Below are 26,194 nucleotides of genomic sequence, written 5' to 3'. Positions count from 1 at the left end.
ATTTATTACCATATTTACTAACACCTTATTTATTATCAGATTTATTACCATATTTACTAACACCTTATTTATTATTCCCTTAGTCTAGTTTACCTACAAGCATTTCAAAGAAGCCTGGGAAAGAGATATCTACACACTCTGAATCTTTAATAACAGTTGTTCCTTCGGCCATGATTCCAGCAACGGCTAAACTCATAGCAATTCGGTGGTCATGATAGCTTTCGACTAGTTTTCCAGTTAAACTACTGTTGCCCTCTATTCTTAAACCATCTGGTAATTCTTCTATTTTTGCACCTAGTTTTGTGAGTTCAGTTGCTATCGTGCTAAGTCTATTGCTTTCTTTTACTTTTAGTTCTTCAGCATCTCTAATTTCAGTGATGCCACTAGCAAAACAAGCTGCTACTGCTATCACAGGTATTTCATCTATTAAACGGGGAATAATATCTCCACCAAATTTTATTCCTTTTAAATTACTACTTTTAATTCTAATATTACCTACTTCCTCACCTGCTGAGGTCCAGGTTTCAGTTATTTCGAGATTCGCTCCCATTTGCTGCAACACATCAATTATGCCCGTACGGGTAGGATTAAGTCCTACTCCTTCTAATAAAAGATCAGCACTTGGATGAATTGCTCCTGCTACTAAAAAGAAAGCAGCGCTGGATATATCTCCTGGTACGTGGATATCTTGCGCCTGTAAATTAGGCATAGGTTTTATTCGTACTTTATTATCCACTTCATCTATTTCTGCACCAAAGCTTTTGAGCATTATTTCTGTGTGATTTCTTGATTTAGAGGGTTCGTTAACTTCTGTAATTCCTTCTGCATAGAGCCCAGCCAGTAAAATAGCTGACTTTACCTGCGCACTAGCCACGGGACTAGTAAAATTAATAGCTTTTAAATTTTGACCTTTAATTACCAAAGGAGCTAATTTGCCATTTTCTCTACCACTAATATCTGCCCCCATAAGTCTTAAAGGATCTGTTACTCTAGCCATTGGCCTTTTACGAATGGAATTATCACCTGTTAAAATAGAGAGAAAATTTTGTCCGGCTAAGATTCCTGAAATTAGTCTTAGCGTTGTACCTGAGTTTCCAACATCTAAAATATCTTGAGGCTCTGTTAAGCCCTTTAAACCTTTGCCCCAAATCTGGACTTCATCATTATTTTGCTCGATTTTTATACCTAGCTTTCGAAAGCATTTTATTGTACTTAAGCAATCTTCACCTTGCAAGAAACCTTTAACATTTGTTTTTCCCCATGCCAAAGCACCAAACATAATTGCTCTATGTGAGATTGATTTATCTCCTGGTACTTTGATTTTACCTGTTAATTTAGGTATTTTACTAACTTCTTTTTCCATTCTAATGCCCCCTAAATTCTAGCCCTAGCTAAGTAGCCTTCTTGATTCATTACTTTAACCGCTCTTTTAGCCTCATCTTCTGTTCTAAAGCCAAAGCGTAAGACTTCACCGCCACCTTCTCTAACCCGTAAAATTTCAATATCCATAATATTAATATTTTCTTGACCTAAAATATTTGCTAAACTTCCGATTTTTCCTGGTTCATCAGGTACCGTCACAACAACATCAAAAATTACAGGTAATAATCCTTTAGAACTTTGAGGAACTTCCTCACGCCATTTTTTAGCAGATGATAAATATTCTAATAAATTATTTTCGTTTTCATTGATTATTGCATTTTCTGCCTCATCTAAGGACTTTCTAAAAGTTTCTATTAAAGATAGTACCATCCCTTTATTCTCCATGAAAATATCTTTCCACATTAGAGGGTGACTATCAGCTATTCTAGTTACATCTCTAAACCCTCCAGCAGCTAGTTGAAAAAATCCAGATTTTTGGTTTTCTAAAGTACCCACCGTATTCATGAGTACAGCTGCAACTAAATGTGGTAAATGGCTAATAGCTGCTACCTTTTGATCATGCTCTGCAGCTTTTAAAAATAAAACTTTAGAACCTACCTTAGTAATTAAGGATACTAAACTATTTAATGCCTCTTTATTAGTATTACTTTCTTTTGCTAAAACATAAACTGCATTTTCTAGTAAGTATGGATCCGCTCCTAAAACTCCTTGTTTTTCTGATCCTGCCATAGGGTGGCCACCAATATAAAAAATATCATCAGGCAAACTTTTCTTTATGCCTTCGACTATATTTTGCTTAGTACTAGCCGTATCCGTTACAATAGCACCTTTTTTTAAAAAAGGAATAATCTCATTAATTACTTTAATTACAGAAGATGCCAATGTGGAAATAATCACCACATCAGCATCTTTCACACCTTTAGCAAGGCTTGTGCTTATATTATCAATAACTCCTAATTCTAGACCTTGATTAAGAGAATTTTTATCAAGATCTACACCTGTTATTATTATTTCTGGGCAAGTTCTTTTTAAAGCAAGGCCCCATGAGCCTCCAATTAAGCCAAGACCAATTATTGTTACTTTTTTAATATTCAATGTCTAAACCTCCCCGAGCTCCAAGCTTCTGCCAACTGCTGAAGCAACAACCTGTAATTCTTTCATTAATTCTTCGTATTTTTCAGGTTTTAGAGATTGAGGCCCATCAGAAAGGGCTTCACTTGGCTCTGGGTGCATTTCGACAATCAAACCATCAGCCCCACAAGCAATAGCTCCTTTAGACATTGCATTAACTAATTTCCATTTTCCTGTTCCATGACTAGGATCTACAATGATTGGTAAATGAGTTAATTGTTTAATAATTGGAACAGCCGATAAATCTAAGGTATTACGGGTAAAGGTTTCAAATGTTCTAATTCCACGTTCACAAAACATAACATTTTCATTGCCTTCAGCTAAAATATATTCACCAGCCATAATCCACTCTTCGATAGTTGCAGAAATTCCTCTTTTTAAAAGAACTGGTTTATTTGCTTTACCTACTGCTCTTAAAAGAGCAAAATTTTGCATATTTCTAGCTCCAACTTGGAGAATATCTACATATTTAGCCACTAATTCTACATCGCGAGGGTCAATGACTTCACTTACGATTAATAGTCCTGTTTGTTCACGAGCTTCAGCTAGGTATTTTAATCCTTCTTCTTCTAATCCTTGGAAAGAGTATGGAGAAGTACGAGGTTTAAAAGCTCCTCCCCTTAAAATACGAGCTCCACCTTTTTTAGCTAGCCTTGCAACTTCTAATAGTTGCTCTCTGCTTTCTACAGCACAAGGACCTGCCATAACCTGGATTTCCTTACCACCTATTTTAACATCACCAATGGTGATTACTGTATCTTCTTTTTTAAATTCCCTACTTGCTAATTTATATGGTGTTAAAACCGTCACTACTTTTTCCACACCTTCTAAAGCTTCAATAGCATTACAAGCTTCATGAGACTTTTCACCCACAGCTCCAATAATTGTTTTTTCTACGCCTTGGGATAAATGAATCGAAAATCCCCAACTCTGTAATTTTCCTTGAACACCTTTAATATTTTCTTCACTTGCATTTTTCTCCATAACAATAATCATTATAAAAACCTCCCTTTTTTAGAAGGTAGGGAGCTATAAAAAAAGGCACACCTAATAGGAGTGCCGTTATCACAGACTTAACCCTACCATACTACCATACTTCAATTTTTAGTTTTAAACCCCTATAAAAAACTATTCTTCTGTGCTACCATACTACTATTCTACGGATAATTCAGGCGACCTGAATTATTTTGAAATTATTTGAATTATATTACTACTTGCTCATTTTTGCAAGATATTTTTTCACCCTAGTCTTTTAGAGCAGGTCTTTCGGAGATTTTTTCTCCCGTATTATAATAAGTGCCATTTAAAACCGCGAGCATTTCGTCTTTTTGATTATATACTTCTGCTCTAGTTACAATGATTTTTCTGCCAAGCTTAAGTACTTCTCCTTTTGCTCTTATTACATCACCAGCTTTTCCAGATTTAATGTAATTAATCTGTGCATCTATCGTTACACAATCAGTATCCATGGTATTAATAGCCATTCCCATAACCGTATCTGCTAAAGAAAAAACTACTCCACCATGAACGATATTTAAGCTATTAAAATGTTTTTTTTGCACAGGAATTTCAATCTCTGCTTCGCCTTTACCTAAAGATGATACAAATAAATCCATATGGTCATAATATGCACATTCTTCCGTGGATTTAATTATATTATTAAAAAGTTCTGAGTTTATCCCTTTATTTTCTGGTTCTCTAAAAATTTGCATAAAGTACCTCCTCTGTTAAATCCTTTTTCCCTTAGTTCTTTATTTTTTATTTTTAAGTCTTTATTCTTTATTTCTTTATTTCTTTATTTCTTTATTCTTTATTTCTTTATTCTTTATTCTTTATTTCTTTATTTCCTTATTTTATATTTCTATATTTTTATATTTTCCTACTATTATATTGCTATAAATTATTTATTTAACCTTTTGCATGTTATCTTAACCTTTTTTAACGATTACGACCTCGGTATCATCTATAGCTTTTTGCACTAATGCTTCTATGTCTAAATACTTTTCAGCCTTTTCACAGGCTTCTCTTTTCGGCTTTGTCTTTGGTGCTTTAGGTAAAAATACTGTACAGCAGTCAATAAAAGGTCTAATAGAAATTTCATAAGTCCCTATTTTTTCAGACACATCTATGATTTCTCTTTTATCCATACACACTAAAGGTCTGATTACAGGCGTATTAATTACCCCCGTAATAGCATGCATACTTTCTACGGTTTGGCTGGCTACTTGTCCTAGGCTTTCTCCAGTTGCTAAAGCTAGCATACCTTGTTGCTCTGCTATTCTCTCTGAAATTCTCATCATAAATCTACGCATAATGGTAATCCATAAAGATTCAAAACATTTAGCACTAATAGCCTCTTGAATTTGCGTAAAAGGTACAATATGCACCTTAATCTTCCCAGAATACTCAGCTAAAACTCTTGCTAAGTCTAATACCTTTTCCTTTGCCTTTTCACTCGTATAGGGGTGACTATGGAAATATACAGCTTCTATTTCTAAACCTCTACGCATAGTCATCCAACCTGCTACCGGGCTATCAATTCCACCAGAAAGTAAAAGCATAGCCTTACCACCTGTACCAATAGGTAATCCGCCGATTCCATTTATCTTTTTACTATATACGTAAGCAGCTTCTTCCCTAACTTCAACCCATACTTCAGCTTTTGGATTATGCACATCTACCTTTAATCCTGGTGTATTTACTAAAATATAGTGTCCTACTTCTCTTTGCAGCTCAATAGAATCTAAAGGAAATAATTTAAACGATCTACGGGCATTAACCTTGAAATTTTCAGGCATTTCTCCTAAAGACTTAAATTCCTCTAGCGCAGCTTTATTAATTTCATCTAAATCTAAACCCACCTTGCGCACAGGGCTAAATGATAAAATCCCAAAAATAGTACCTAAAGCTTTATAAAAAATTTCTGGGTCTTGGCCGTTTATAACTACAAAAACACGACCTCTTTCTAATACAACTTTTGTTTCGTCATTACCAATTCCTTTGATTCTCATTTTAATGTTTTTTACTAATCTATGTAAAAAATCCTTTTGATTTTTACCCTTAAGGCCTATTTCTCCATATCTAATTAAAATATTATCGTACATAAAATCACCCTTTTTTCTTAGTATCACACATACTTAGCTATTTTATCACAAAATAATGCATATTGAACAATTTTTAAATATAAAAAGACCGGCACCAGTGAACTGTTGCCGGCCATACTTACATATTTACTTATTAATAATTTGCCCTTAAATAAATTACTCTTTCATCTCTAACTTCAATTTCAATACTCATACCCTTTTTAAGAGAATATAGACTATTCGTATATCCATTTACTTTAGTATCAGTATTACTATCTACTTTATACGCTTTTAAATTATTATTGGCATCTGCAATGACGATAATCCCATCTGCACCATAGTCTACTTCAAGTTTTCCAGTTACTTTTTCGATTAAATTACGAGATGGAACTGAGATTTCTGTAACCTTTTTATCTTTTAACTTTACTTCAATAGTATCGCCTGGTTTTATATCCCCTAATTTTGCATTACCATCACCAAAAATAACTTTTACATTTGTACTAAGGTAATGAGATACTAAATCTCCATTTGCATTTTCATAAGTAACAGCTTTATCATTTATACTTATTACTTTACCTTTACTTGCATCATCAAAATTACCATTAGTTACGGTGATTGTATCTAACATGCTACCTGTATAGGTAAATTCAACTTCATCACCTGACTTTAAGCTTTTGGCATCAACTTCTAATTTTGTACCTATTTTAATTGTTGTATTCTTATCAATAGAGTAAATTTTAATTCCATCTGAATTTTTAATTAAAACGCTACTTCCATCTTGAACGATATCATGAATTGTGCCCTTTTTAAAAGTAGTCGCTACTTTATTTGTAATCAGACTAAGTTCAACTAGCTCACCTTTATCTGTAAAATAAAGTTCTACCCTATCATCCGAACTTAAATCAGCTAATTTAATTTCTTTATTATTACTATCTACTAAACTAATTTTACTGTCTATGCTATATTTTTCGATATTACCATCATCCATTTTAACAAATATCACTTTTTCCTCAGCTTTAACAGATATAATGCTACCTTTTGTTTCAATTAATTTATCCTTATCTAATTCAGGCTTAGGCGTCGGTGTTGGATTAGTATTTGTTTCAAATTCACCTTTGTCTCTCATTTCTAAATATTCAATAGTATTTCCTCTAACAATTGTGTAAATCCAGTTTTCAACATTTATTTTTTTTCCTTCAATTATCTTGCCCTCTTTGTTATATAGATTGCTTTTTCCATCATAAACTAATGTATACTTTACACCTTTAGGAGTTACAATTGTAATATTATCTCCAATAATTTCTGTAACTTCACCAATTAATACATTAGGTGATGTGATTTCTAATAAATCTTCGGTTCTACTTAAAAAAGCAACCATTTGCGCTCTTGTTACAGCAGTATTAGGTGCAAAGGTATTATCCGTGTTTCCTCTAGCTAATCCTAATTTAACGGCCAATTTTACATAAGGGGCATATTCTTTAGAGATCTTTTTAGTATCTGTAAAACTTAAAGTATCATTTGTTGCAGTAGCTAACTCTGCAGCATTATCTTTATCTACCATTCTGATTAATAATCTCGTAATCCATTCTCTTGATGCTTTTTCTGTTCCTTTAAAATCATTTTCCTTGATAATTCCTTTATCTACAGCTGCTTTGGCTGCACCCTTAGCCCAGTCTGGAACAGTAAATGGAATGTAAGTTCCTTCAGATACATCAGTTTCTTTAAGTTCCATTAATCTAATAGCCATAATTACAGCTTCCATTTTTGTCACAGATTGATCTGGCTTAAATACAAAGTTCTTACCCTCTGCATAGCCATTAACTACTTGTCTTAATTGCATCTTTGTCACTACTTGTTTAGCCCAATGGTCACTTTTTACATCTGGAAATTCACCATATTTTGATGCCGCATATAGAGCACTTGGGGCTAAAATTGTTACCATGAACATTAAGACTATACCCCAGCAAATAGTTTTACTAAATCTTCTCATTATGTCTCCCCCTTCACATTTATACCTCTATTACCATTCGACACCAAAATAAAATTTCCTGCAACTAAACACCTTTCCTTCATTATAATAAGCACTTTTAATAATAGTTGAGTCAACAAAAAAACAGCCTACCTTAATTAGGTAAGCTGCTCTTTATTCCTTTATATTAGTTCCAAGGCCAGAACCATACACCAGCCTCTAATAATTTTGCATCATTATAACCATTACGTTTTAATACCATTTGTACTTCATTTGCTCTTGTACCAGTATCACAGCAGCAAATGATTTCTTTATCTTTTGGAATTTCATTCATTCTATCTCTAAAGTTGTCGAATGGGATATGAATGATATTTTCTCCCGGAACTGGTAACCTTTGACGTTCTAACTCAGTTCTTACATCAAGGAATACTGTACCTTCAGCATTTAATTTAGGTTCTGCTTCTTCAAAGCTAATTTTGTTCATAGTGCCGTCAATTAAGTTATTAAGAACGTTTCCAGCATGAATAATTACGTCTACTGCTTCACTAAATGGTGGAGCATATGCATAGTCAAAGTTTGCAACTTCACTAGCAGTACATCCAAGGCTAATTGCTACTACTAATTGGTTGATACGTCCATTAATATCTCCAGGTCCAATTAATTGTGCGCCTAATACTTTACGAGTATTTTTATCTGCAATTAATTTAATTAATACGTTAGATGAACCAGGGTAGAAGAAAGGCTTATCATGACCTGCAACAACTACAGAGATAGTATCATAACCTAAACTCTCTGCTTGTGGCTGGCTAAGACCAGTTCTTGCTACTGACCAATCAAATACTTTTGCAATACCAGTACCTACGATACCAGGGAATTTTTCTTTTCCACCAGTGATGTTTGTACCAATAATTCTACCATGTTTATTAGCTGTAGAACCAAGTGGAACATAAGCATTTTGTCCTGTTACTCTGTTAACACTAGCTACACAGTCTCCACCAGCATAAATATCTGGATCACTTGTTTGCATATATTCATTTACAATAATGCTTCTATCTACTTCTAAACCAGCTTCCTCGGCTAATTCAAGATTTGGTCTTACACCAATAGATACTAATAATAATTGTCCTTCAACGAATCCTTTTTCAGTTTCTACACCTTTTACTTTGCCTTCTTCGTCTAAAACTACTTCATTAATTTTAGCATCTGTATGAATTACCATGTCTTCGCTTTCTAAATATTTACGGAAAGAGATAGACATTTCTTTGTCTAATAGTCCTGGTAACACTCTATCTTGCATTTCTACGATTGTAACACTTGGTCCCCAGTTTACAATGTTTTCAGCAAACTCAAGTCCAATAAGACCCGCACCCATTACAATTACATTGTCTACATCGTTTTTTAAACAATAATCTTTAATTGCAAGGCCATCTTGAGGAGTTGTTAATTTAAATACTCCTTTACCTTCTACGCCAGGCATTTTAGGTGTTACAGGCTTAGCTCCAGTAGCTAAAACTAATTTATCATAAGGAATTTCTTTTACTTCGCCAGTTGCTAATTCTTTTACAATTACTTTTTTATTAGCACGATCAATTTTAGTAGCTTCATGACCAGGCATTACATTGATATCTTTAACTTCACTAAAATATTTTTGGTCACGTAATGTTCCATAAGCAGTAGTCATTAAATCTTCCATTTCTCCAACTGCTCCACCAATATAGTATGGAAGTCCACAAGCTCCGTATGATAAATATGTTCCTCTTTCAATTAAAGTTACCTTTGCATTTGAATTACATCTTTTTGCTCTTGCTGCTGCTTTAGGACCTACAGCAACTCCACCAATAACAACAATCTTTAACTCTTCCACTAAAGTCAACTCCTTCAATTTATCTGGTTATCTGAATAAATTAATAATACAATTAATACGCCTTCAAATTACCCTAATTCGTTTCATGTTTCACAAATTAAGGCATAAGGTTAAACTTATTAGTATATTTAGTTGTGTGTTTGATATTTTTTTCACATCTCGTACGTTTTTATTATAAGATATTATGTAACTTATTGTTACCATATTCTTAACTTTATTATATTAGAATTTGTTATGTTTGGCAACAGTTATTTTTATGAGTTTAATCTTTTTTAAAATCCATCCCAAGCGAACTCCTGTAGGGTCAATACTTATACTTAATATATATATTATCTATGTAAGTTTATGCAAAATATTTGCAATTTTATAAATTAATTATAAATATTGTTTATGATTTCTAGCATGTAACTATATTTCTTCCCTTTGAGGGAATTTTCAGAATATAGACATAATACCTCCAACTTGTGAAATAATTCTCTTACGCAGTATGCATACTCGTCCTTGCTCTACATACATATTAATTGATTGACTAACTATTTAAATATTTACTTATTTAGCCACTTATACACTAAATTACATATTTATCCACCAGATCACTTATAGATTCAGTCATTACTATTATCTATTACTGATACCTTTTCTAATTCTCAGAACCTATTACACTTATGAACGAATTTGTCAACCACTTAGAACCAATAAATTTTAATTATTGACAAGTTAATTTCTCTTAATATTATAAAAATTTTGAATTTGAAATAAAAAGTATGCTGCTATATAATTTAATAGTATAAGTTACTTAAACACTTTATTTTGCGTGTAATACATTCAGAATTATTTCAAATATTCTGAATAATTTATAATAATTAAAATTATCTTTAAAGGAGGATTTTAACAAATGGCAGAACCAGTTTTAGCCACCCAAGCTACTAATACAAATACGTACTGGGACTTTGCATCAAGAAAGCTTCATTCATTATTAGGGGTTATACCTTTAGGATTTTTCCTGGCAGAACACTTAATTGCAAACGCAACAGCAATGAAGGGTGAGGCAGCATTTAATGAGACTGTAAACTTTATCCAAGGATTACCTTTACTACTTTTCTTAGAAATCTTTTTTATTGCTCTTCCATTATTATTTCATGGTATCTATGGGGTTATCTTTGCTGTTCAATCTAAGAATAATGTGAAATTATACCCTACTCTTAGAAACTGGATGTTCTATTTTCAACGAATCACAGGTCTACTTACGGCAGCTTTTGTAATTTATCATGTTTATACCATTAGATTTGGTACTGATGATTTATCTATGTATGAAAGAATTACAACAGCTTTTAGTGACCCTATAATTTTAGGTATATATATAGTAGCTCTTTTATCTGCTTTATTTCACTTTATTAATGGACTATGGAACTTTGCGTTAAACTGGGGATTAGTTATCGGTTTAAATTCACAAAAATATTTCAGCTATGTAATGATTGCACTTTTCTTTGTTTCAGCTTACTTTGGATTACAAATGGCTTTTGCTTTTGTACACTAGAAAATTAAACCTTTAGGAGGTTATGAAATGTCAAAAAAAGAAATAATCGTTGTAGGCGGCGGGCTTGCTGGTCTTATGACAGTTATAAAGGCAGTAGAACAAGGATCAAATGTTTTACTTTTCTCAGTAGTTCCTGTTAAGCGTTCTCACTCTGTGTGCGCTCAAGGTGGAATTAATGGAGCAGTAAATACAAAGGGTGAAGGTGACTCCCCGTGGGAACATTTTGACGATACAGTTTATGGTGGAGACTTTTTAGCTAATCAAACACCTGTTAAAAATATGTGTGAAGCAGCTCCTGGAATTATCTATTTATTTGATAGAATGGGCGTGCCTTTTAATAGAACACCTGAAGGATTTTTAGATTTCCGTCGTTTTGGAGGAACTAAGCACTGTCGTACAGCTTTTGCTGGGGCAACTACAGGACAACAATTATTATACGCATTAGATGAACAAGTTCGTAAATATGAAGCTGAAGGTAAAGTTACTAAATATGAAGGCTGGGAGTACTTATCTCCTATCTTAAATGATAATGGATCTTGTGTGGGTATCGTAGCTCAAGATTTACACAGCATGGAAATTAAATCCTTTAAATCTGGTGCTACAGTGCTAGCAACTGGTGGTATTGGAATGGTTTATGGTAAAAGTACTAACTCTGTAATTAACACAGGTAGTGCTCATAGTGTTACTTATCAATATGGTGCTTATTACGCTAACGGAGAATTTATCCAGGTTCATCCTACTGCTATCCCAGGTGATGACAAATTACGTTTAATGTCTGAGTCTGCTAGAGGCGAGGGTGGTCGTGTTTGGACATATAAAGATGGAAAGCCTTGGTACTTCTTAGAGGAAATGTACCCAGCTTATGGAAACCTAGTGCCACGTGATATTGCAACTAGAGCAATCTTTGATGTTTGCGTTAATCAAAAACTTGGCGTTGACGGAAAAAATATGGTTTTTCTTGATTTATCTCATATTGATTCTAAATTACTTGACCGTAAATTAGGCGGAATTATTGAAATATATGAAAAATTCATTGGTGATGATCCACGTAAAGTTCCAATGAAAATATTCCCAGGTATGCATTATAGTATGGGCGGATTATGGGTTGATAATAATCAAATGACCAATATTCCAGGACTATTTGCAGTTGGGGAAACTGATTACCAATATCATGGGGCTAACCGTTTAGGAGCAAATTCACTTTTATCAACCGTTTATGGTGGAACTATTGCAGGACCTGCTGCAGTTGAATATATGTGTGGCGTAGATGTTAAAGACACTCCTTCTTCTGTATTTGAAAGAGAAACGAAAAAGCAACAAAGATTAGTTGATGATATTTATAAAATGGATGGTAAAGAAAATCCATTCAAATTGCACGAAGAATTAGGAAACATCATGACTGATAATGTGACAGTTGTTAGATATAATGATCGCTTAAAAGCAACAGATGATAAACTACAGGAATTTTTAGAAAGATATAAAAACATTGGTTTAGCTGATACGAGTCGTTATAGTAATCAAAGTGTTCATCTTACTCGTCAACTGAAAAATATGATTGAAATGGCACGTGTTATTACCTTAGGCGCTCTAAATAGAAACGAAAGTCGTGGGGCTCACTATAAACCAGATTTCCCTGAAAGAGATGACGAACAATTCTTAAAAACAACTAAAGCTAAATATACTAAAAATGGTCCCGTGCTTAGTTATGAAGACGTTGATGTTTCTCTTATCCCACCAAGAAAACGTGTTTACGATGTAGATAAACAAGGAACAGAAGCAAAGGAAACAAAGGATGCGAAGGGAGGAAAAAAAGACGATGAAAACTGTGCATCTTAAGATAAAAAGACAAGATAGCCCTGAAACTAAACCTTATTGGGAAGAATTTAAAGTGCCTCAGTCTAGTAATATGAACGTAATTTCATGTCTGATGGCAATCCAGAAAAATCCAGTTAATTTAAAAGGTGAAAAAACAACACCAGTTGTCTGGGAATCAAACTGTTTAGAAGAAGTATGTGGTGCTTGCTCTATGATCGTTAATGGTAAGGCTAGACAGTCTTGTACGGCTTTAGTAGAACAATTAACTCAGCCTATTACCTTAGAGCCTTTAAACAAATTTAAAATAATCAGGGATTTATATGTAGATAGAGCCCCTATATTTGATGCTTTAAAAAGGGTGCGGGCTTGGATATCAATAGATGGAACTTATGATCTAGGCCCTGGACCAAAACAAAACTCTAAACAACAAGAAGTTACGTATAATTTATCTCGTTGTATGTCTTGTGGCGTATGTGCCCAAAGTTGTCCAAACTATAGCGAAAAAACTGACTTTATTGGTCCAGCTGCTGTAGCTCAAGCACATTTAGCAAGTCTTCATCCAACAGGTCATATTGAAAAAGAAGAACGTATCGCTGCCTTAATTCAGCCTGGAGGAATCCAAGAATGTGGTAACTCTCAAAACTGCGTAAGGGAATGTCCAAAGCAAATACCACTTACAGCATCCCTTGCAGAGCTGAAAAAAGAAGTAACAAAACATGCAATTAAATCAATATTCAGAAGTAATTAAATTAATATTTAGAAATAATTAAAAAAAGTCAGAGATATGCCCCTTATCGTAGACAGTATGAAATATAACTGCTTACTATAAGGGGCTTTTTATTGTTTAATTATTTTCCTTATATTCTTTGATTGCTTCTCTTAAAGCATCTATTCCGATGTTAGAGCAATGCATTTTCTTAAGTGGTAATCCACCTAATTCATCAGCAACCATTTCATCAGTGATTTCTAAAGCATCGTCAATGCTTTTTCCTTTAACCATTTCAGTTAATTTACTGCTAGTTGCTACTGCTGCCGCACAACCAAAAGTATCAAACTTTACATCTACGATAATATTATTTTCTACTTTTAAGAAGATTGTAGTAGCGTCCCCACAATCAGGATTTGAAATTTCACCAACAGCATCTGGGTTATCCATTCCACCTTGGTTACGAGGGTTTTTAGCATATTCTATAACTTTTTCATTATACATAAAGACATCTCCTTTAAGCTATATTAAGAATCAAATTTATTTTCATCATTATTAAAACATAATTGCATATTAATATAATACCACTCTTGTACCCATTTTTGCTATGATAAATATCACAATATTTTTTGTAATTTAAAGTTAATTCTTAAATTAAGTTAAATTCTTATTCTAATTTACATTTTTATTCCAGTCTGAATTCTTAATTTAGACGAAATTCTTCAGGCTTTTCACCCTTGCCGAAATAATGTAGGATAGCCTCAACTATGCGTTTTGAAGCCTTACCATCACCATAAGGATTCGCAGTCTGAGCCATTTTTAGATAACTTTCCTCATTAGTTAATAATTCTTTTGCTTCACTATAAATTAATTCTTCATCCGTACCCACAAGCTTTAAAGTTCCTGCACTTACCCCTTCTGGTCTTTCAGTTGTGTCCCGTAAAACCAAGACCGGCTTACCTAAAGAAGGCGCTTCTTCTTGTAATCCTCCTGAGTCCGTTAAAATTAAATACGCCCTATTCATAAAGTTATGAAAGTCTAGTACATCTAAAGGCTCTATTAAATGAATTCTCTCTTGCGTACTTAAATATTTATCAGTAACCTCTCTAACCCTTGGATTTAAATGCACAGGATAAATCACTTCAATATCAGGGAATTCCTCAACTAAGCGTAAAATAGCCTTACAAATGTTTTCTAAAGGTTCACCTAAGTTTTCCCTACGATGAGCAGTCACTAAAACTATTCTCTTATCTTTAGAGATCTTCTCTAAAACCTCATGATGATATCCTTCATCCACAGTAGTAGTCAAAGCATCGATTACCGTATTGCCTGTAATGTAAATTGCGCTTTCTGGTTTGTTTTCCTGCACTAAATTATCCCTCGCCACCCCCGTAGGTGAAAAATGAAGGTCAGCTAAAATTCCAGTCATTTGGCGATTCATTTCCTCAGGATAAGGAGAATATTTATTATATGTCCTTAGGCCCGCTTCCACATGACCAACTTTGATTTGACTATAAAAGGCTGCTAAACTCGATGCAAAGGTCGTGGTCGTATCTCCATGCACTAAAACCATGTCAAACTTGTCCTGTTCAAAGATTTCCTCAATTCCACTTAAAACCTTGTTAGTCACGCCGGTTAATGTTTGACGATCTTTCATAATATTTAAATCATAATCAGGTACTATCTTAAAGGTCTTTAACACCTGATCAAGCATTTGCCTATGCTGCGCTGTCACACATACCTTAGAGTCAATATATTCACTCTTTTCGAGCTCTTTTACCAGAGGTGCCATTTTAATAGCCTCCGGGCGAGTTCCGAAAATTGATAATATCTTTAACATTTGGTTTACCTCATTTCTTCAAAATATTTAATTTTTTCTAAATTTATTCTCTTCTATCTCAAATTTTAGAAAATTTTTATTGTACTTGTAATCTTTAATTAGCTTACACTCTTTCTTTAATGAACAGAAGAATTTTTCGCATATTATAAATATTATTTTAAACCTCTCATATAATTAGTTTTACTATTTATTGAATTAAGCTTATTTTATCATATTTAAGGTTAAATTAAACGTTATACACGGCTTTTATAGTTATAATTTTAAAGCAACTCTCTTTAATAAGGTAGCCACATATTCCCCCTTAACCATACCACCTAACCCCAAGTTTTTATGCCAATACTCCGGTGAATTAATTATCCCCTGTTGATGTAATTTTGTAATAGCACTGCAAACCTCAAAGTAATGAGGATCTAAAAGGTCGGTATCTTCATACTTTTCCTTGTTTCTTTGATTAATCTGCTTATTTAATTGTGCTAAATCTTTCTTAAACTCATGCCACTTCCGCCAATTTTCCGTGCTCATACTCCCAGGGCATATTTTTCTACTAGCATCAAAATGACGCACTACCTTTTCATTGCTAATTCCATGCTTATCTTGCAGAGAATTAATTAAAACTAGTGCATTTTTTAAAGTCTGTTCATAGTCCCCATCAGAATTAAGGCAAATCTCAATCCCTAGTGAATTATAATTTGTAATCCCATATTTACCCTTTCCATCGCCGCAGTGCCAGGCTGCATTACAATCCTCGACTACCTGAATTATTTCTTTATCATCGACAAAATAATGCGCAGAAGCCCCTCGATTGCCACCATTAAAATAATTGAAATGTGCTAAGGCATTTGCACCCTTTCTCCTATTACCAGTATCATGAATCACTAGATACTCTGGCTTGTTTCCTGTGCTGAAATTATATTTAATTAATTTTTTTATGATTTTTGCCATTTTATTCTCCTCCTAATTGATATTTTCATAAAGCTTACTAAAGAAGAAAATAAATAGCAAAAAACGACTCACCCTGGGGTAAGCCGCTTTTAAAATTCAAAACCTATTCCTTTTCGTTACAATATAATACTATATTCACTACTGCATCTATTATATATACAGGTACTTTTTCACAAAATTAGAATTTTCTAGCCGCTATATCTAATGCTTTAGCTTGTTCACACATAAGTACACCAGTAGTTTTTGTGGGTCGAAATCTAAAAGAAAAATATCGCCTTGTTCAGGTAAATATAACATTAGAGTACCTCTTCTCCTTGAGGCTTACCTGTATCCCACTCAGCACATTTATAATCACCGGTATAATTACTAATTCTTTCTTTTAGTGTCTTATGTTTTTTAACAGGAATTAGCACCATTATCCCCTCTTGAACCTTTAATTCTACTTGGTCATTTTCATTTAATCCGGTCATTTCTAATATATATTTTGGTATCCTGACTGCTTGACTATTACCCCACTTTTGTATAGTAGAATACATCATCATCACCCCTGTAAGTCGCTTTTAAAATCAGTTGTGCAAGTTACCAGCAAGTTAAAAATACGCCTTTTTACTTATATTTGACGTCTTTTTACACTCTTTTAGATCAGTTGTGCAAGTTACCAGCAAGTTAAAATTAGAATTTTAATCAGCATTAAGCTATATTTTATGATTAACTACGCCCAGTAAGGAACATATTTCATGTATCTTGGTGCGGTATTAGGATCAAGTGGCTTAACTTTGTTTGCATCTACAGCATCCCTTATAATTCTGGAAGCCGTCGAACTATTTTTATCATCTAATCCAAAACGTTGTCTAAGACTAGCGTTAGTCATATAGTCCTTTGAAACATATTTTAGACATGCGTGAAAATAACAAGCTTGTATCTTTTCCTCTTTCTCCATTTCATTAAATGGCTTATAACTATATAAAGTAACACGTGTATGTTCTTCTGTTACTTCAATTACAGGAGCGGGTAATTGATAAAATTCAGTTTGAGAAACTACCTTATCTATCCCACTTCCTCTTTCCTCACAAACACCTACTCTTCTCATAAAGGACGCTAAAGATTCATTTCTTGATCGTGGAGGACTATCTAAAAAACGTTCTGTATTCACTAAAGGAATTCCTGGATTAGTTATTTCCATTCGATCTGTAAATATTTCAATCATTGGACCTGTCCCTCGTAATGTTAAATCTTGATGAATTATTGCATTTGCTACTAATTCACGGACTGATAATTCAGGATACATAGGAACCTCTTTCCTAAGGGCTTTCTCAATCACTTCATTTCTTGGTAAAAGGTTATCAATAAACCCAATTAATCCTTCAAATCCTGAAGCATAACCCTTGCCTCCCTCTTGTTCACGTACAGTTTCAATTCTATTTTTTCCTTTATAGATTATTACCCGCACTGATTTTCTTTTTAAATTAGGGAATTTAGATAATTCTTTTGCAAGCAAAATCGCTCCTAAATTTGTTATATCATATCCAGCTGCAGAATTTTTCATTATCATTTTATCTTCAACAAGTCTTTCTAAGATTAAATATCTATTTTCTGGTAATGGGATATCCTGTAATTCAAAGTATTTACTATAATCTAAGTAATTGAGCACTTCATCTTCTGGAATATTTTGTAATGATATCAAATCTTCATAGGGTTTCTGATCAAAAATGCGCCAAAGTTCACGCTCCTTTTCAGGATATTCCTTTATATTTTTTTTATAAGACCCTATGCGAATATATTCTTGACCTTGAAACTGAACTGGCTTATTAGAAGCTCTTTCAATTTGTAGTATGACAACTAAACCATCATCAGTCTCAATTTCAAAAAATCTAAACATAATACGTGGTGATAAAAGCCTTAAAAGCCAATTTTCAAGTTCTTCATTACCCTTTTTAACGGCACTTGGACGAAAAGTCGTTCCTATGATATTATGAGTTTCATCTTCTATACCCCATACTAAATAAGCATCCTTTTTTCCTTCTAATGCTGCCGAATTACTTAGAGCTGAGATATACTCACCGATCATTTCAGGCTGCGCATTGTTCTGTTTAAATTCTACCCATCCTGTTTCTTTCGGAAGCCCTCTTAGTTCCGTAAGTAGACTTATCAGAAAACCTCCATCTCGTGACATTTAACTCCCCCTTAAAAAAATTACTTTTTCTTTACTTTTTTAAAGTTTATCTTGAAATATGCAATTTTCTACCACTCAAATAATTAGCTATATTTTAATTTGTTTTAAACTTAATCCAGTTTATCTTATTTCAATTCTATTATATCATATCCAAGTTTAGGTTCTTTAATTTAGTCTAATATATCAATTATTTTGTAATATTTGGTCTATTAGATAAATTACCTCCTATCTAACTTAACTCATGTCTTAATAATTTAAATAATTTCTTTTACCGTAAATCATCCTGAAAGATAACCCTTTAAAGTCCATAAATAGCAAAAAACGACTCACCCATGGTAAGCCGCTTTTAAATTTAAAACCTATTCCTTTTCGCTAAAATATAATACTATATTCACTACTGCATCTATTATATATAGATACATGAACTTTTAAATATTAGCCTATTAAACATTTTAATCATGCTATCCATTTTAAGCCTTTTATTACTTTTATATATTATCCAGCTCCTGCTCTGTCAACTCTTCAAAGGTCTTTAGCCCTGTAACCTTTGCTGCAAGTTCTGTTAACGGCACGATGTCCGTGCGGTCAATATGTTCTAGCATGAATTTACGATTTAAAGCCATTAACTGCTGCACACCTACGGAAACTCTATTTAAATAAGAATATAAACCAATTGCCCCAGGCGAGATTTCTGTGGTTTTATCTCCATAGGTTAACTTTAATTGTCTGATATCATCAAATATTTCTTCCACGGTTGAGCCAAACCTTTGATATTCCTTGGGTACTGTGCCTTTTTCTAGTAAATCACCAATTTGTTTTCCAACTAATGCTGCTGCCATCGCCGCTCTACCTATCCCGACTAAATTAATATAAGGAGCTCCAAAGTCAAATTTCTTAGATTATTATGAACCCTCAAAAAATAATAACCATAATATATCATAGGAATAATTTCAAAGTAATTTCAAAAAGGAGGTTATCAAAATGCAAAAGTATACTGTTCAGTCTGGTGATACTCTAAATAGCATTGCCGAGAAATATAATGTTACTTTAGATCAATTATTACAAGCTAACCCTAATATTAAAGACCCTGATAATATATATGTCGGCCTAGTTGTCATGATCCCTGCGCCAGAAGAAAAGCCACCGGCCTTTTGCCCAACTTTAAGAATGGGAAACCGTGGAGCTGCTGTTAGAAGATTACAAATTGCCTTAAGATATTCTGGTTTTTATTATGGACCAATCACCGGTTATTTTGGCTCTATGACTGATGATGCTGTGAGAAGATTACAACAGGCTAGAGGATTACCAGTTACTGGAGTGGTTAATGTTGCTACTTGGAAGGCTCTAGGAGTTAATTGCGGATATGTCCCTATCCCCCCTATGCCGCCAACACCTGTTTTTAATTATTTAGTTCAGCCTGGCGATACTCTTTATAGTATTTCTCTTAGATTTAATGTACCCATACAGAGCATACTCATGGTAAATCCAGAAATCATAAACCCTAATTTCATTAGCCCTGGACAAATAATTAGAATACCTGCTAGATAATATCTTAAGAATATCTACTAAATAGTATAATAAGAAGAAGTGCTGTATTAATCAGATCCAAGTAAAGAATACAATTAATTTAATTAAGATATTACACAACTGGATGCATGGTGCCGCTACTTTAACGGGCCATGCATCCAGTTTTTTGTTAATTTCCGCTATGGGTCAAGGTAAGCCCTGCCTCAGGTTTTATTTCCTTAGTTAGGGAAAGTTTCTTTTTATAAAATACGGCAAAGCAAATCCCAGTTGTAATACTTGCGGTAATGTCGGCAATTGGAGCTGCTAGTAATACTCCAAAGGGTTTATTTTCACAGAAATGGGGCAAGATAAAGATTAACGGAATTAATAAAATTACCTTTCGCAGTAAAGCAAGTAAAATAGAAATCCGCGCTTTTCCAAGGGCGATAAAGGTCATTTGGCATGATATTTGTACGCCTAAAGCGAAAATGCCAGCAAAATAAATTCGAATACTCCACGTTGCTATTTTTAGTAACGCAGGATCATTATTAAAAATCAACACAAATACATGAGGTAGCGTCATTAATAAAGTATAAATAACAACTGTATAACAAAGTGCACTCTTGACTAAAATTTTAAACGCCGCCTGCACTCGGTCAAATTGTCTTGCCCCAAAATTATAGCTAATAATTGGTTGGGCACCATTACTTAAGCCCACTACAGGAAGTAAAATCATCTGCATAATGCTCGACATAATAGTCATCGCACTTACAGCTAAGTCTCCGCCATGAAGCATTAACATATTATTTAAAGAAATTAAGACAAGGCTTTCTGTGGATTGCATTACAAAAGGCGATATCCCTAGAGCTATCACGGACTTCATAATTTTAAATTCAGGAATTAAATAGGCTTTTCTAATCTTTAATTTACTTTCACCACTAATTAAAAATTTCAAGACCCAAATTGCAGAAAGGGTTTGTGCGATAACCGTAGCAAGGGCTGCTCCCTTTACTCCCATATTAAGGCCAAAAATAAAAATAGGATCAAGAATTATATTAGCCACAGCACCAATCATAACCGTCTTCATACCTATTTTGGTAAACCCTTGCGTATTGATAAAAGGGTTCATGCCAAGGGCTATTTGCACAGAAATTGTTCCTAGCATGTATATAGTTAAATAATCTAATGTATACCCAACGGTCGTGGTACTTGCTCCAAAAAGCCAGACTATTTTACTTTTAAAGAGAATAATCGCTGAAGTCAGAATAACCGAAATAATTATTAAAGTGACAAAACTATTACTGAGTATCTTTTCTGCGCCATCATTATCCCCTTCACCCATTTTAATCGCAACCAAAGGGGCACCCCCCATGCCAATCAGACCACTAAAGGCAGCTACGATAATAATAATCGGGAGCGCTACCCCCACCCCAGCCATCGCAATTTCACCATTTGCCATTCTACCGATATATATCCTGTCAACGACATTATATAAAAGGTTAACTAACTGAGCCATTATTATAGGAAGCGATAATTTAAATAATAAAGGTAAGACTTTATCATTTCTTAAATCTGGTTTATTTTGCACCATTTTATTTCTCATCTCTTTTCATATTTTTAAAATCCTGATCCTTGCTATTTTAATGCCTAATTTAACGCCTATATACAGTATAGCAAATTATCTGAAAACTTATAATTGGCTTGCTAAGTTGGGGGGGGGTTGCTAAGTTAATGGCTTAAGTCATAAAAAAAGGGTACTATAATACAAATGATATTTTAGAGCCTTGCTGCCAAACAATACCCCAGTAGAAAGTAGCAATAGCTTGTTTCACTGGAGTAAAATTAATTCTTCTTTTAGTAATTGTTTTTCATCACTATTCATAGTAAAGACCAAATGTACCTCCCAAAGGATAATTCCTATTAATTCCTTGAATAAAATACTGACATGATTTTATGTTTTTTTGTATAAGTATTTCATATAAGGAAAAAGATATCTATATAAAATTCAAAAGGAAGTCAGTGTAATGTCAGTAGAATATTCGCAAGAAAAGGTTAATATCTTAGCAGAGCTTGCTGAACTTGTAAGTCAAGATGATGCGGGTATCAGCTTTATGACCAATAAACTTCATGATATTATAGTTGGCACAGGGAGCATTTAGAAAAACACCCCTACCCTGGTCTACTTGATGATTTAGTATGGAAGGAGAAAAATAAATGACCAAAGCAAAGGTAGTAGTAATTTCCACAGGCGGAACAATTGCCATGCGTTATGATCCCGTAAAGCAAGGGATTGTTCCCGCAGTGACAGGAGCTGAATTAGTTGAAGCTGTCCCTCCACTAAAAGATATTTGCCCGATTGAAGTAATGGAGTATTCAAATATACCCAGCCCACATATGACACCGAAAATTATGTTTACACTTGCTAAAAGGGTAGATGATATTTTAGCGCAAGAAGATGTAGCAGGCGTTGTCATTACCCATGGTACAGATACCTTAGAAGAAACTGCTTATATGTTAGATTTAGTCATTACTAGTAATAAGCCGGTCTGCTTAACAGCTGCGATGAGAAGCTCAGCTGAAATTAGTCCTGATGGGCCTAAAAATATCCTGGATGCAGTTAAAACAGCCTATTCTAAAGATGCCGCGGGTAAAGGGGTTTTAATCGTATTGAATGAAGAAATACATACCGCGCGTGATGTCACAAAAACTCACTCTGCTAATATTAAAACGTTTGCCTCTCCTTTTTGGGGCCCAATTGGTTATGTAGATAATGACCAGGTTATCTTTAAGCGCTTGCCCCTTGGAGTACAAAAGCTTAACATAAATGATTTAGTAGAAGATGTGCATTTAATTAAATTAGCCTCGGGAGTAGATGATACGATTATCAAATTACTCGTAGAAAAAGGCGTAAAAGGCATTGTGCTAGAAGGTTTAGGACGGGGTAATATTCCACCTGGCGTAATCCCAGGGATAAAACTGGCAATTGCTAAAAACATTCCCGTCGTACTTACTACCAGAGTACATGGTGGGCGCGTACTTGATGTTTATGGCTATGAAGGTGGAGGAAAACATTTAAAAGAACTAGGGGTAATCCTGGCTGGTGAAATTTCCGGGCAAAAAGCGAGATTAAAATTAATGCTAGCCCTAGCACAGACAAATGATCCCAAGGAAATTGCAGAAATTTTTGTGGATTAATGGTGCAGGCGCTTGTCGCCGATGTTTGTAAATTAATCATGTAAGCGCTTGTTACAGAGAATTTATAAGATTTTAAATACTAAGTAACCCCTGTAGAGAGCGGTAATGTACTAATGCACCAACGTGCTGAGTATATTTTATGCTCCCTCTACTGGTTTTTTTGTAATTTTCCATAACAAATATCCAAAAATAATTACTTCTCTATTTCTGGATATTTGCTAACAATAGTCCTACCTTTTTCAATCATATTAATTAACACAATTTTTATACAGTTCCTCTATATTTTCATCAAGGAAAGAAAATCTTGATTCGATTGCAGTTTTTAGTTGCAAAATGGCGTCGTCGTAATTTCTTGGCTCTCTTTCTTGTTCCCCTTTTTTGAATAGTAAGGTTAATCTAAAAGAATAACCCCACACGTCAAAATTCCGATCAATGGCACTACCTAGTTCCATCTGATAATCATCAATATGCTGATGGATATTTTCTGTACTTAAGATATCTTTGCGCAGTTCACGATACCGGTGAACGACCTTTTCGACAAATTGCCGATCCTGTAATAGACGATCAAACCACGGGGAATCTGTTAGGAAAAATTGGTCATATTTATGATAAGACCATTGATAATGATTATACGAGTTATTAAAATCCCACACTGTCATTTTAAGTTTTTCATTAAGGTCTTTATAGGCGTAGACCGAAAATTTACCTGCATCATAATTCATGGTAGCTTCATTAATAATTACATAATCCACGAAGGAATCCACATCAATATATTTTGCATAACCTTTTTCTGGATCAGCAAACTTATCTCCATAAAGCACAGTTTCAAAGGTACTTAGATCATTTTCGATAAATTTTCTTTGAGCATGGGTTAAGTTTTTACTAGCTGGATATTCGATTGAAAGTTCTTGTGACGTATGTCCTGCTATTTCTCCATAAGTTGAAATGCTTTCTATTTCTGTATCTATGCGCTCCCTTTTTACAATATAGGGAGTGTTTCCAGATACTAGACCAAATGTATTTAAGCGAAGTCTTGATGCTCCACTTGTCACGGGTTCTACAGCTAAATAAACACCTTGATAATAGCCATTAACAAATAGTTCCATAAACCTCGAATCAGGTGCCCAGTCCATAATTTCTCCTGCTAGGCCATAAATTAGATGATTTCTCATTAAAGTTCGATCTAAAAAAGGTCCATGCAGCACCCACTCACTATCAGGCTCCATTCCGGCTAATTCATAATTTAGCTCTTTTGTGCTATTAGTATCTTTAAAAAATTTAATTCTATATTGACGCTTGTCAAAGTAGGCATAAGAGGAAGCACCGCGATAATTTATTTGAATATCCATTACTTGATCTGGCTTACTGAGAATACTTTTTCCTCCTGGCACCTTTTCTAAAACAGCTGCCTTTGCCCATGTTTTTGTATCTTTATCTATCATTTGCTTTTTTGTATCAATTATAATAACTGGCAAATTCGTAGTAAAGTCATCTTCTAAAGCCTTTTGGTATTCTATATTCTTATCCGTAAAAGGTGGTTTTACATCTATTTTCTTGATACCTATAATGATTTGCTCCAAGTTAACTGCAAGGATAATAATTAAAAGGGCAAAAAGCAGAAGTGCTATGGTTTTTTTCATGAGGTTTACCTCCTCTTAACGCGAGATGTCATCTAGCTGTTCCACCACATTTACCCGATGCACACCTTCAATTTTAATCAATTTTTGGACAATATCCACCATCTGGATTTGATTTGCCTTTTCTAAAGCTCCCTCGGAGACTGTATAAACCATTTCACATGTTTCCTTGGTTAAGTTTTTCATGGTCAAGCGTACCTTTTTGCCTAAATGTTCCGTAATTGCTCCTTCTACCTTATTTTGAACAGCTGGAATAGTTTGAATTATAATAAGCTGACGATTATCGGGAGATATTTGGCGCATGATTAAAAGAAATACAAATAAAACAAAGCTACCAATAGCAATGAGCATATATTGACTTACCCCACACCCAATCCCTGAAGCAATGGCCCAAAAGATAAAGGCTGAATCCCGTACATCTTTAACTGCTGTACGAAAACGAATAATAGAAAGTGCACCGACCATACCTAGTGAAAGTGCTAAATTATTACTAATAACACTCATAATCATTGTTGTAATAATCGCAATCATCCCAAGAGAAATATTATATTTTTTACTATAAGCTGTTCCTGTATAGGTGATTCGATATGTGAGCATAATAAAAGCTACTACCGCTAAAGCAACAATATTATTTAGTAAAATTACCGAAACTTTTAATGATTCTGTGTTAGTCAAATTTTCAAGAATAAATTCGTTCATCTAAATCTCCCCTTTATACAAATAATCTTGAAACGGCATATTTACTATTTGCTACGGCTACATGATCTAAAGGTGCTATTAATTCTTTAATAATCGTTGGAAGAAACCCACTATATTTCACCTCTAAAACCCCTAAATGTGGCATCATAACAGGTATTCCTAAAGGTGCTGATTCATAAAGTCCAAATGGGGTGCCGCTTGTTCGTATATCTGTGTCAAAAGATATGCGGACATCACTCACAGGATAAATATAAGCTAGCCTTTGATACTCGATAATAGTCTTTGGGGTGTAGGCACCTGAGAGCAGTCTTCTATATATTTCCCAGGCAATTTCTTCTGGTCGATCCATTAAAAATGAATAGTCCATGTGTTCCATTTTATGCACTTCTTCTCGAGTTATTTGTAATCCATTTTTTCTACCATCAGTACCACTTTTACATTTATACTCAAGCTTTGCCTTTTCTTGCTCTGGATTGTATATCCGAATTCGTATCTTTCTTTTTTCTAGGACACCATCTAACACATCATTTAGGTCTCTATCATAGAGTGAGTCAAAATAAAGAGATCTCACCAGATATCCATCAGGCCCACCATGAGCATCCTTTTCTAAGACTGCATCTAGATGCTTTTTAATCCTTAAAAAGTCCGATCTATAAATTATATATTTGATTTCTTTTCGAAAAACTGTTTGCATTCTACACCTCCTATTCTTTA

The 26,194-nt window shown here is 34.0% G+C and carries 23 protein-coding genes; 6 read left to right on the top strand and 17 right to left on the bottom strand.

The features are described 5' to 3' along the window. Positions 1 to 79: 79 nt before the first annotated feature. The 7 genes from aroA to B8965_RS06070 all read right to left on the bottom strand — a co-directional run bounded on the left by aroA (position 80) and on the right by B8965_RS06070 (position 9,430). Positions 80 to 1,363, bottom strand: coding sequence for a 3-phosphoshikimate 1-carboxyvinyltransferase (gene aroA / locus B8965_RS06105; protein ID WP_084052971.1), 1,284 nt, complete (start codon positions 1,361 to 1,363; stop codon positions 80 to 82). A gap of 11 nt (positions 1,364 to 1,374) precedes the next feature. Then, positions 1,375 to 2,478, bottom strand: coding sequence for a prephenate dehydrogenase (locus tag B8965_RS06100; protein ID WP_084052970.1), 1,104 nt, complete (start codon positions 2,476 to 2,478; stop codon positions 1,375 to 1,377). Positions 2,479 to 2,481: 3 nt separating this feature from the next. Beyond that, positions 2,482 to 3,510, bottom strand: a complete 1,029-nt coding sequence (aroF, locus tag B8965_RS06095) for a 3-deoxy-7-phosphoheptulonate synthase (RefSeq protein ID WP_084052969.1) — start codon at positions 3,508 to 3,510, stop codon at positions 2,482 to 2,484. 248 nt (positions 3,511 to 3,758) lie between these two features. Then, positions 3,759 to 4,226 (bottom strand): PaaI family thioesterase, encoded by a 468-nt coding sequence (locus B8965_RS06090; protein ID WP_084052968.1) that lies wholly within the window; start codon positions 4,224 to 4,226, stop codon positions 3,759 to 3,761. A 216-nt stretch (positions 4,227 to 4,442) separates the two neighbouring features. After that, positions 4,443 to 5,618 carry a tRNA uracil 4-sulfurtransferase ThiI gene (gene thiI, locus B8965_RS06080; protein ID WP_084052966.1) on the bottom strand — a complete coding sequence of 392 codons (1,176 nt, stop codon included), beginning with the start codon at positions 5,616 to 5,618 and terminating at the stop codon, positions 4,443 to 4,445. A gap of 133 nt (positions 5,619 to 5,751) precedes the next feature. Continuing rightward, positions 5,752 to 7,587 carry an S-layer homology domain-containing protein gene (locus B8965_RS06075; protein ID WP_084052965.1) on the bottom strand — a complete coding sequence of 612 codons (1,836 nt, stop codon included), beginning with the start codon at positions 7,585 to 7,587 and terminating at the stop codon, positions 5,752 to 5,754. A 166-nt stretch (positions 7,588 to 7,753) separates the two neighbouring features. After that, the gene (locus B8965_RS06070) at positions 7,754 to 9,430 is read right to left on the bottom strand and encodes an FAD-dependent oxidoreductase (RefSeq protein WP_159446286.1); all 1,677 of its coding nucleotides are present in this window, start codon (positions 9,428 to 9,430) and stop codon (positions 7,754 to 7,756) included. 895 nt (positions 9,431 to 10,325) lie between these two features. Between B8965_RS06070 and B8965_RS06065 the strand changes: the two genes are divergently transcribed. Genes B8965_RS06065 through sdhB form a run of 3 tightly spaced genes read left to right on the top strand, consistent with a single transcriptional unit; the run spans position 10,326 to position 13,530 of the window. Beyond that, the gene (locus B8965_RS06065) at positions 10,326 to 10,967 is read left to right on the top strand and encodes a succinate dehydrogenase/fumarate reductase transmembrane subunit (protein WP_084052963.1); all 642 of its coding nucleotides are present in this window, start codon (positions 10,326 to 10,328) and stop codon (positions 10,965 to 10,967) included. Between the two features lie 27 nt (positions 10,968 to 10,994). After that, on the top strand, positions 10,995 to 12,803 hold the full coding sequence (sdhA, locus tag B8965_RS06060; protein WP_084052962.1) for a succinate dehydrogenase flavoprotein subunit: 1,809 nt from the start codon (positions 10,995 to 10,997) through the stop codon (positions 12,801 to 12,803). Then, positions 12,784 to 13,530, top strand: a complete 747-nt coding sequence (gene sdhB / locus B8965_RS06055) for a succinate dehydrogenase iron-sulfur subunit (protein WP_200805884.1) — start codon at positions 12,784 to 12,786, stop codon at positions 13,528 to 13,530. The genes sdhA and sdhB overlap by 20 nt, the downstream gene beginning before the upstream one ends. A 96-nt stretch (positions 13,531 to 13,626) precedes the next feature. On the opposite strand, the gene B8965_RS06050 is transcribed toward sdhB, so the two are convergent. From B8965_RS06050 to B8965_RS06025, 6 genes are all read right to left on the bottom strand, one after another. Then, positions 13,627 to 13,992, bottom strand: a complete 366-nt coding sequence (locus B8965_RS06050) for an iron-sulfur cluster assembly scaffold protein (RefSeq protein WP_084052960.1) — start codon at positions 13,990 to 13,992, stop codon at positions 13,627 to 13,629. A 199-nt stretch (positions 13,993 to 14,191) separates the two neighbouring features. Further along, positions 14,192 to 15,328 carry a non-hydrolyzing UDP-N-acetylglucosamine 2-epimerase gene (wecB, locus tag B8965_RS06045; protein WP_084052959.1) on the bottom strand — a complete coding sequence of 379 codons (1,137 nt, stop codon included), beginning with the start codon at positions 15,326 to 15,328 and terminating at the stop codon, positions 14,192 to 14,194. A 252-nt stretch (positions 15,329 to 15,580) separates the two neighbouring features. Beyond that, a complete protein-coding gene (locus B8965_RS06040) occupies positions 15,581 to 16,270 on the bottom strand; it encodes a peptidoglycan recognition protein family protein (RefSeq protein ID WP_084052958.1) in 690 nt (229 codons plus the stop codon). Positions 16,271 to 16,566: 296 nt separating this feature from the next. Continuing rightward, positions 16,567 to 16,806, bottom strand: coding sequence for an AbrB/MazE/SpoVT family DNA-binding domain-containing protein (locus B8965_RS06035; protein WP_084052957.1), 240 nt, complete (start codon positions 16,804 to 16,806; stop codon positions 16,567 to 16,569). Between the two features lie 176 nt (positions 16,807 to 16,982). Beyond that, positions 16,983 to 18,443: an ATP-binding protein gene (locus B8965_RS06030; RefSeq protein WP_084052956.1), complete on the bottom strand. Its 1,461-nt coding sequence runs from the start codon at positions 18,441 to 18,443 to the stop codon at positions 16,983 to 16,985. Positions 18,444 to 18,931: 488 nt separating this feature from the next. Further along, entirely contained in the window at positions 18,932 to 19,282 is a 351-nt protein-coding gene (locus tag B8965_RS06025; protein ID WP_084052955.1) for a hypothetical protein, read from the bottom strand. A gap of 142 nt (positions 19,283 to 19,424) precedes the next feature. On the opposite strand from B8965_RS06025, the gene B8965_RS06020 reads away from it, so the two are divergent. After that, positions 19,425 to 19,991 carry a LysM peptidoglycan-binding domain-containing protein gene (locus B8965_RS06020; protein ID WP_084052954.1) on the top strand — a complete coding sequence of 189 codons (567 nt, stop codon included), beginning with the start codon at positions 19,425 to 19,427 and terminating at the stop codon, positions 19,989 to 19,991. A 148-nt stretch (positions 19,992 to 20,139) separates the two neighbouring features. Here B8965_RS06020 and B8965_RS06015 read toward each other — a convergent pair whose 3' ends face one another. Continuing rightward, a complete protein-coding gene (locus tag B8965_RS06015; protein WP_242941939.1) occupies positions 20,140 to 21,552 on the bottom strand; it encodes an MATE family efflux transporter in 1,413 nt (470 codons plus the stop codon). Positions 21,553 to 21,973: 421 nt separating this feature from the next. On the opposite strand from B8965_RS06015, the gene B8965_RS12945 reads away from it, so the two are divergent. Together B8965_RS12945 and B8965_RS06010 are read left to right on the top strand one after the other, a co-directional pair. Continuing rightward, positions 21,974 to 22,108, top strand: coding sequence for a hypothetical protein (locus B8965_RS12945; RefSeq protein WP_278336340.1), 135 nt, complete (start codon positions 21,974 to 21,976; stop codon positions 22,106 to 22,108). Between the two features lie 55 nt (positions 22,109 to 22,163). After that, positions 22,164 to 23,144, top strand: a complete 981-nt coding sequence (locus B8965_RS06010) for an asparaginase (protein WP_084052952.1) — start codon at positions 22,164 to 22,166, stop codon at positions 23,142 to 23,144. 248 nt (positions 23,145 to 23,392) lie between these two features. On the opposite strand, the gene B8965_RS06005 is transcribed toward B8965_RS06010, so the two are convergent. Genes B8965_RS06005 through B8965_RS05995 form a run of 3 tightly spaced genes read right to left on the bottom strand, consistent with a single transcriptional unit; the run spans position 23,393 to position 26,174 of the window. Beyond that, positions 23,393 to 24,784, bottom strand: coding sequence for a CotH kinase family protein (locus B8965_RS06005; RefSeq protein ID WP_084052951.1), 1,392 nt, complete (start codon positions 24,782 to 24,784; stop codon positions 23,393 to 23,395). Positions 24,785 to 24,799: 15 nt separating this feature from the next. Next, the gene (locus B8965_RS06000; RefSeq protein ID WP_084052950.1) at positions 24,800 to 25,480 is read right to left on the bottom strand and encodes a DUF4956 domain-containing protein; all 681 of its coding nucleotides are present in this window, start codon (positions 25,478 to 25,480) and stop codon (positions 24,800 to 24,802) included. 13 nt (positions 25,481 to 25,493) lie between these two features. Then, positions 25,494 to 26,174 (bottom strand): polyphosphate polymerase domain-containing protein, encoded by a 681-nt coding sequence (locus tag B8965_RS05995; protein WP_084052949.1) that lies wholly within the window; start codon positions 26,172 to 26,174, stop codon positions 25,494 to 25,496. Between the last annotated feature and the right edge of the window lie 20 nt (positions 26,175 to 26,194).

Source organism: Desulfonispora thiosulfatigenes DSM 11270 (genome assembly GCF_900176035.1).
Classification (GTDB): domain Bacteria; phylum Bacillota; class Peptococcia; order Peptococcales; family Desulfonisporaceae; genus Desulfonispora; species Desulfonispora thiosulfatigenes.
This window is presented reverse-complemented; position numbering and strand designations above follow the sequence as displayed.

Bases quoted from the DNA above. Each gene is read 5' to 3' on its own strand.
- B8965_RS06005 (WP_084052951.1), bottom strand. From the start codon at position 24,784: ATGAAAAAAACCATAGCACTTCTGCTTTTTGCCCTTTTAATTATTATC.
- B8965_RS06025 (WP_084052955.1), bottom strand. From the start codon at position 19,282: ATGGCAGCAGCATTAGTTGGAAAACAAATTGGTGATTTACTAGAAAAA.
- B8965_RS06075 (WP_084052965.1), bottom strand. From the start codon at position 7,587: ATGAGAAGATTTAGTAAAACTATTTGCTGGGGTATAGTCTTAATGTTC.
- B8965_RS06065 (WP_084052963.1), top strand. From the start codon at position 10,326: ATGGCAGAACCAGTTTTAGCCACCCAAGCTACTAATACAAATACGTAC.
- B8965_RS06015 (WP_242941939.1), bottom strand. From the start codon at position 21,552: ATGAGAAATAAAATGGTGCAAAATAAACCAGATTTAAGAAATGATAAA.
- B8965_RS06000 (WP_084052950.1), bottom strand. From the start codon at position 25,480: ATGAACGAATTTATTCTTGAAAATTTGACTAACACAGAATCATTAAAA.
- B8965_RS06050 (WP_084052960.1), bottom strand. From the start codon at position 13,992: ATGTATAATGAAAAAGTTATAGAATATGCTAAAAACCCTCGTAACCAA.
- B8965_RS06040 (WP_084052958.1), bottom strand. From the start codon at position 16,270: ATGGCAAAAATCATAAAAAAATTAATTAAATATAATTTCAGCACAGGA.
- thiI (WP_084052966.1), bottom strand. From the start codon at position 5,618: ATGTACGATAATATTTTAATTAGATATGGAGAAATAGGCCTTAAGGGT.
- B8965_RS05995 (WP_084052949.1), bottom strand. From the start codon at position 26,174: ATGCAAACAGTTTTTCGAAAAGAAATCAAATATATAATTTATAGATCG.
- sdhB (WP_200805884.1), top strand. From the start codon at position 12,784: ATGAAAACTGTGCATCTTAAGATAAAAAGACAAGATAGCCCTGAAACT.
- B8965_RS06010 (WP_084052952.1), top strand. From the start codon at position 22,164: ATGACCAAAGCAAAGGTAGTAGTAATTTCCACAGGCGGAACAATTGCC.
- B8965_RS12945 (WP_278336340.1), top strand. From the start codon at position 21,974: ATGTCAGTAGAATATTCGCAAGAAAAGGTTAATATCTTAGCAGAGCTT.
- B8965_RS06020 (WP_084052954.1), top strand. From the start codon at position 19,425: ATGCAAAAGTATACTGTTCAGTCTGGTGATACTCTAAATAGCATTGCC.
- B8965_RS06090 (WP_084052968.1), bottom strand. From the start codon at position 4,226: ATGCAAATTTTTAGAGAACCAGAAAATAAAGGGATAAACTCAGAACTT.
- B8965_RS06035 (WP_084052957.1), bottom strand. From the start codon at position 16,806: ATGTATTCTACTATACAAAAGTGGGGTAATAGTCAAGCAGTCAGGATA.
- sdhA (WP_084052962.1), top strand. From the start codon at position 10,995: ATGTCAAAAAAAGAAATAATCGTTGTAGGCGGCGGGCTTGCTGGTCTT.
- B8965_RS06030 (WP_084052956.1), bottom strand. From the start codon at position 18,443: ATGTCACGAGATGGAGGTTTTCTGATAAGTCTACTTACGGAACTAAGA.
- wecB (WP_084052959.1), bottom strand. From the start codon at position 15,328: ATGTTAAAGATATTATCAATTTTCGGAACTCGCCCGGAGGCTATTAAA.
- aroA (WP_084052971.1), bottom strand. From the start codon at position 1,363: ATGGAAAAAGAAGTTAGTAAAATACCTAAATTAACAGGTAAAATCAAA.
- aroF (WP_084052969.1), bottom strand. From the start codon at position 3,510: ATGATTATTGTTATGGAGAAAAATGCAAGTGAAGAAAATATTAAAGGT.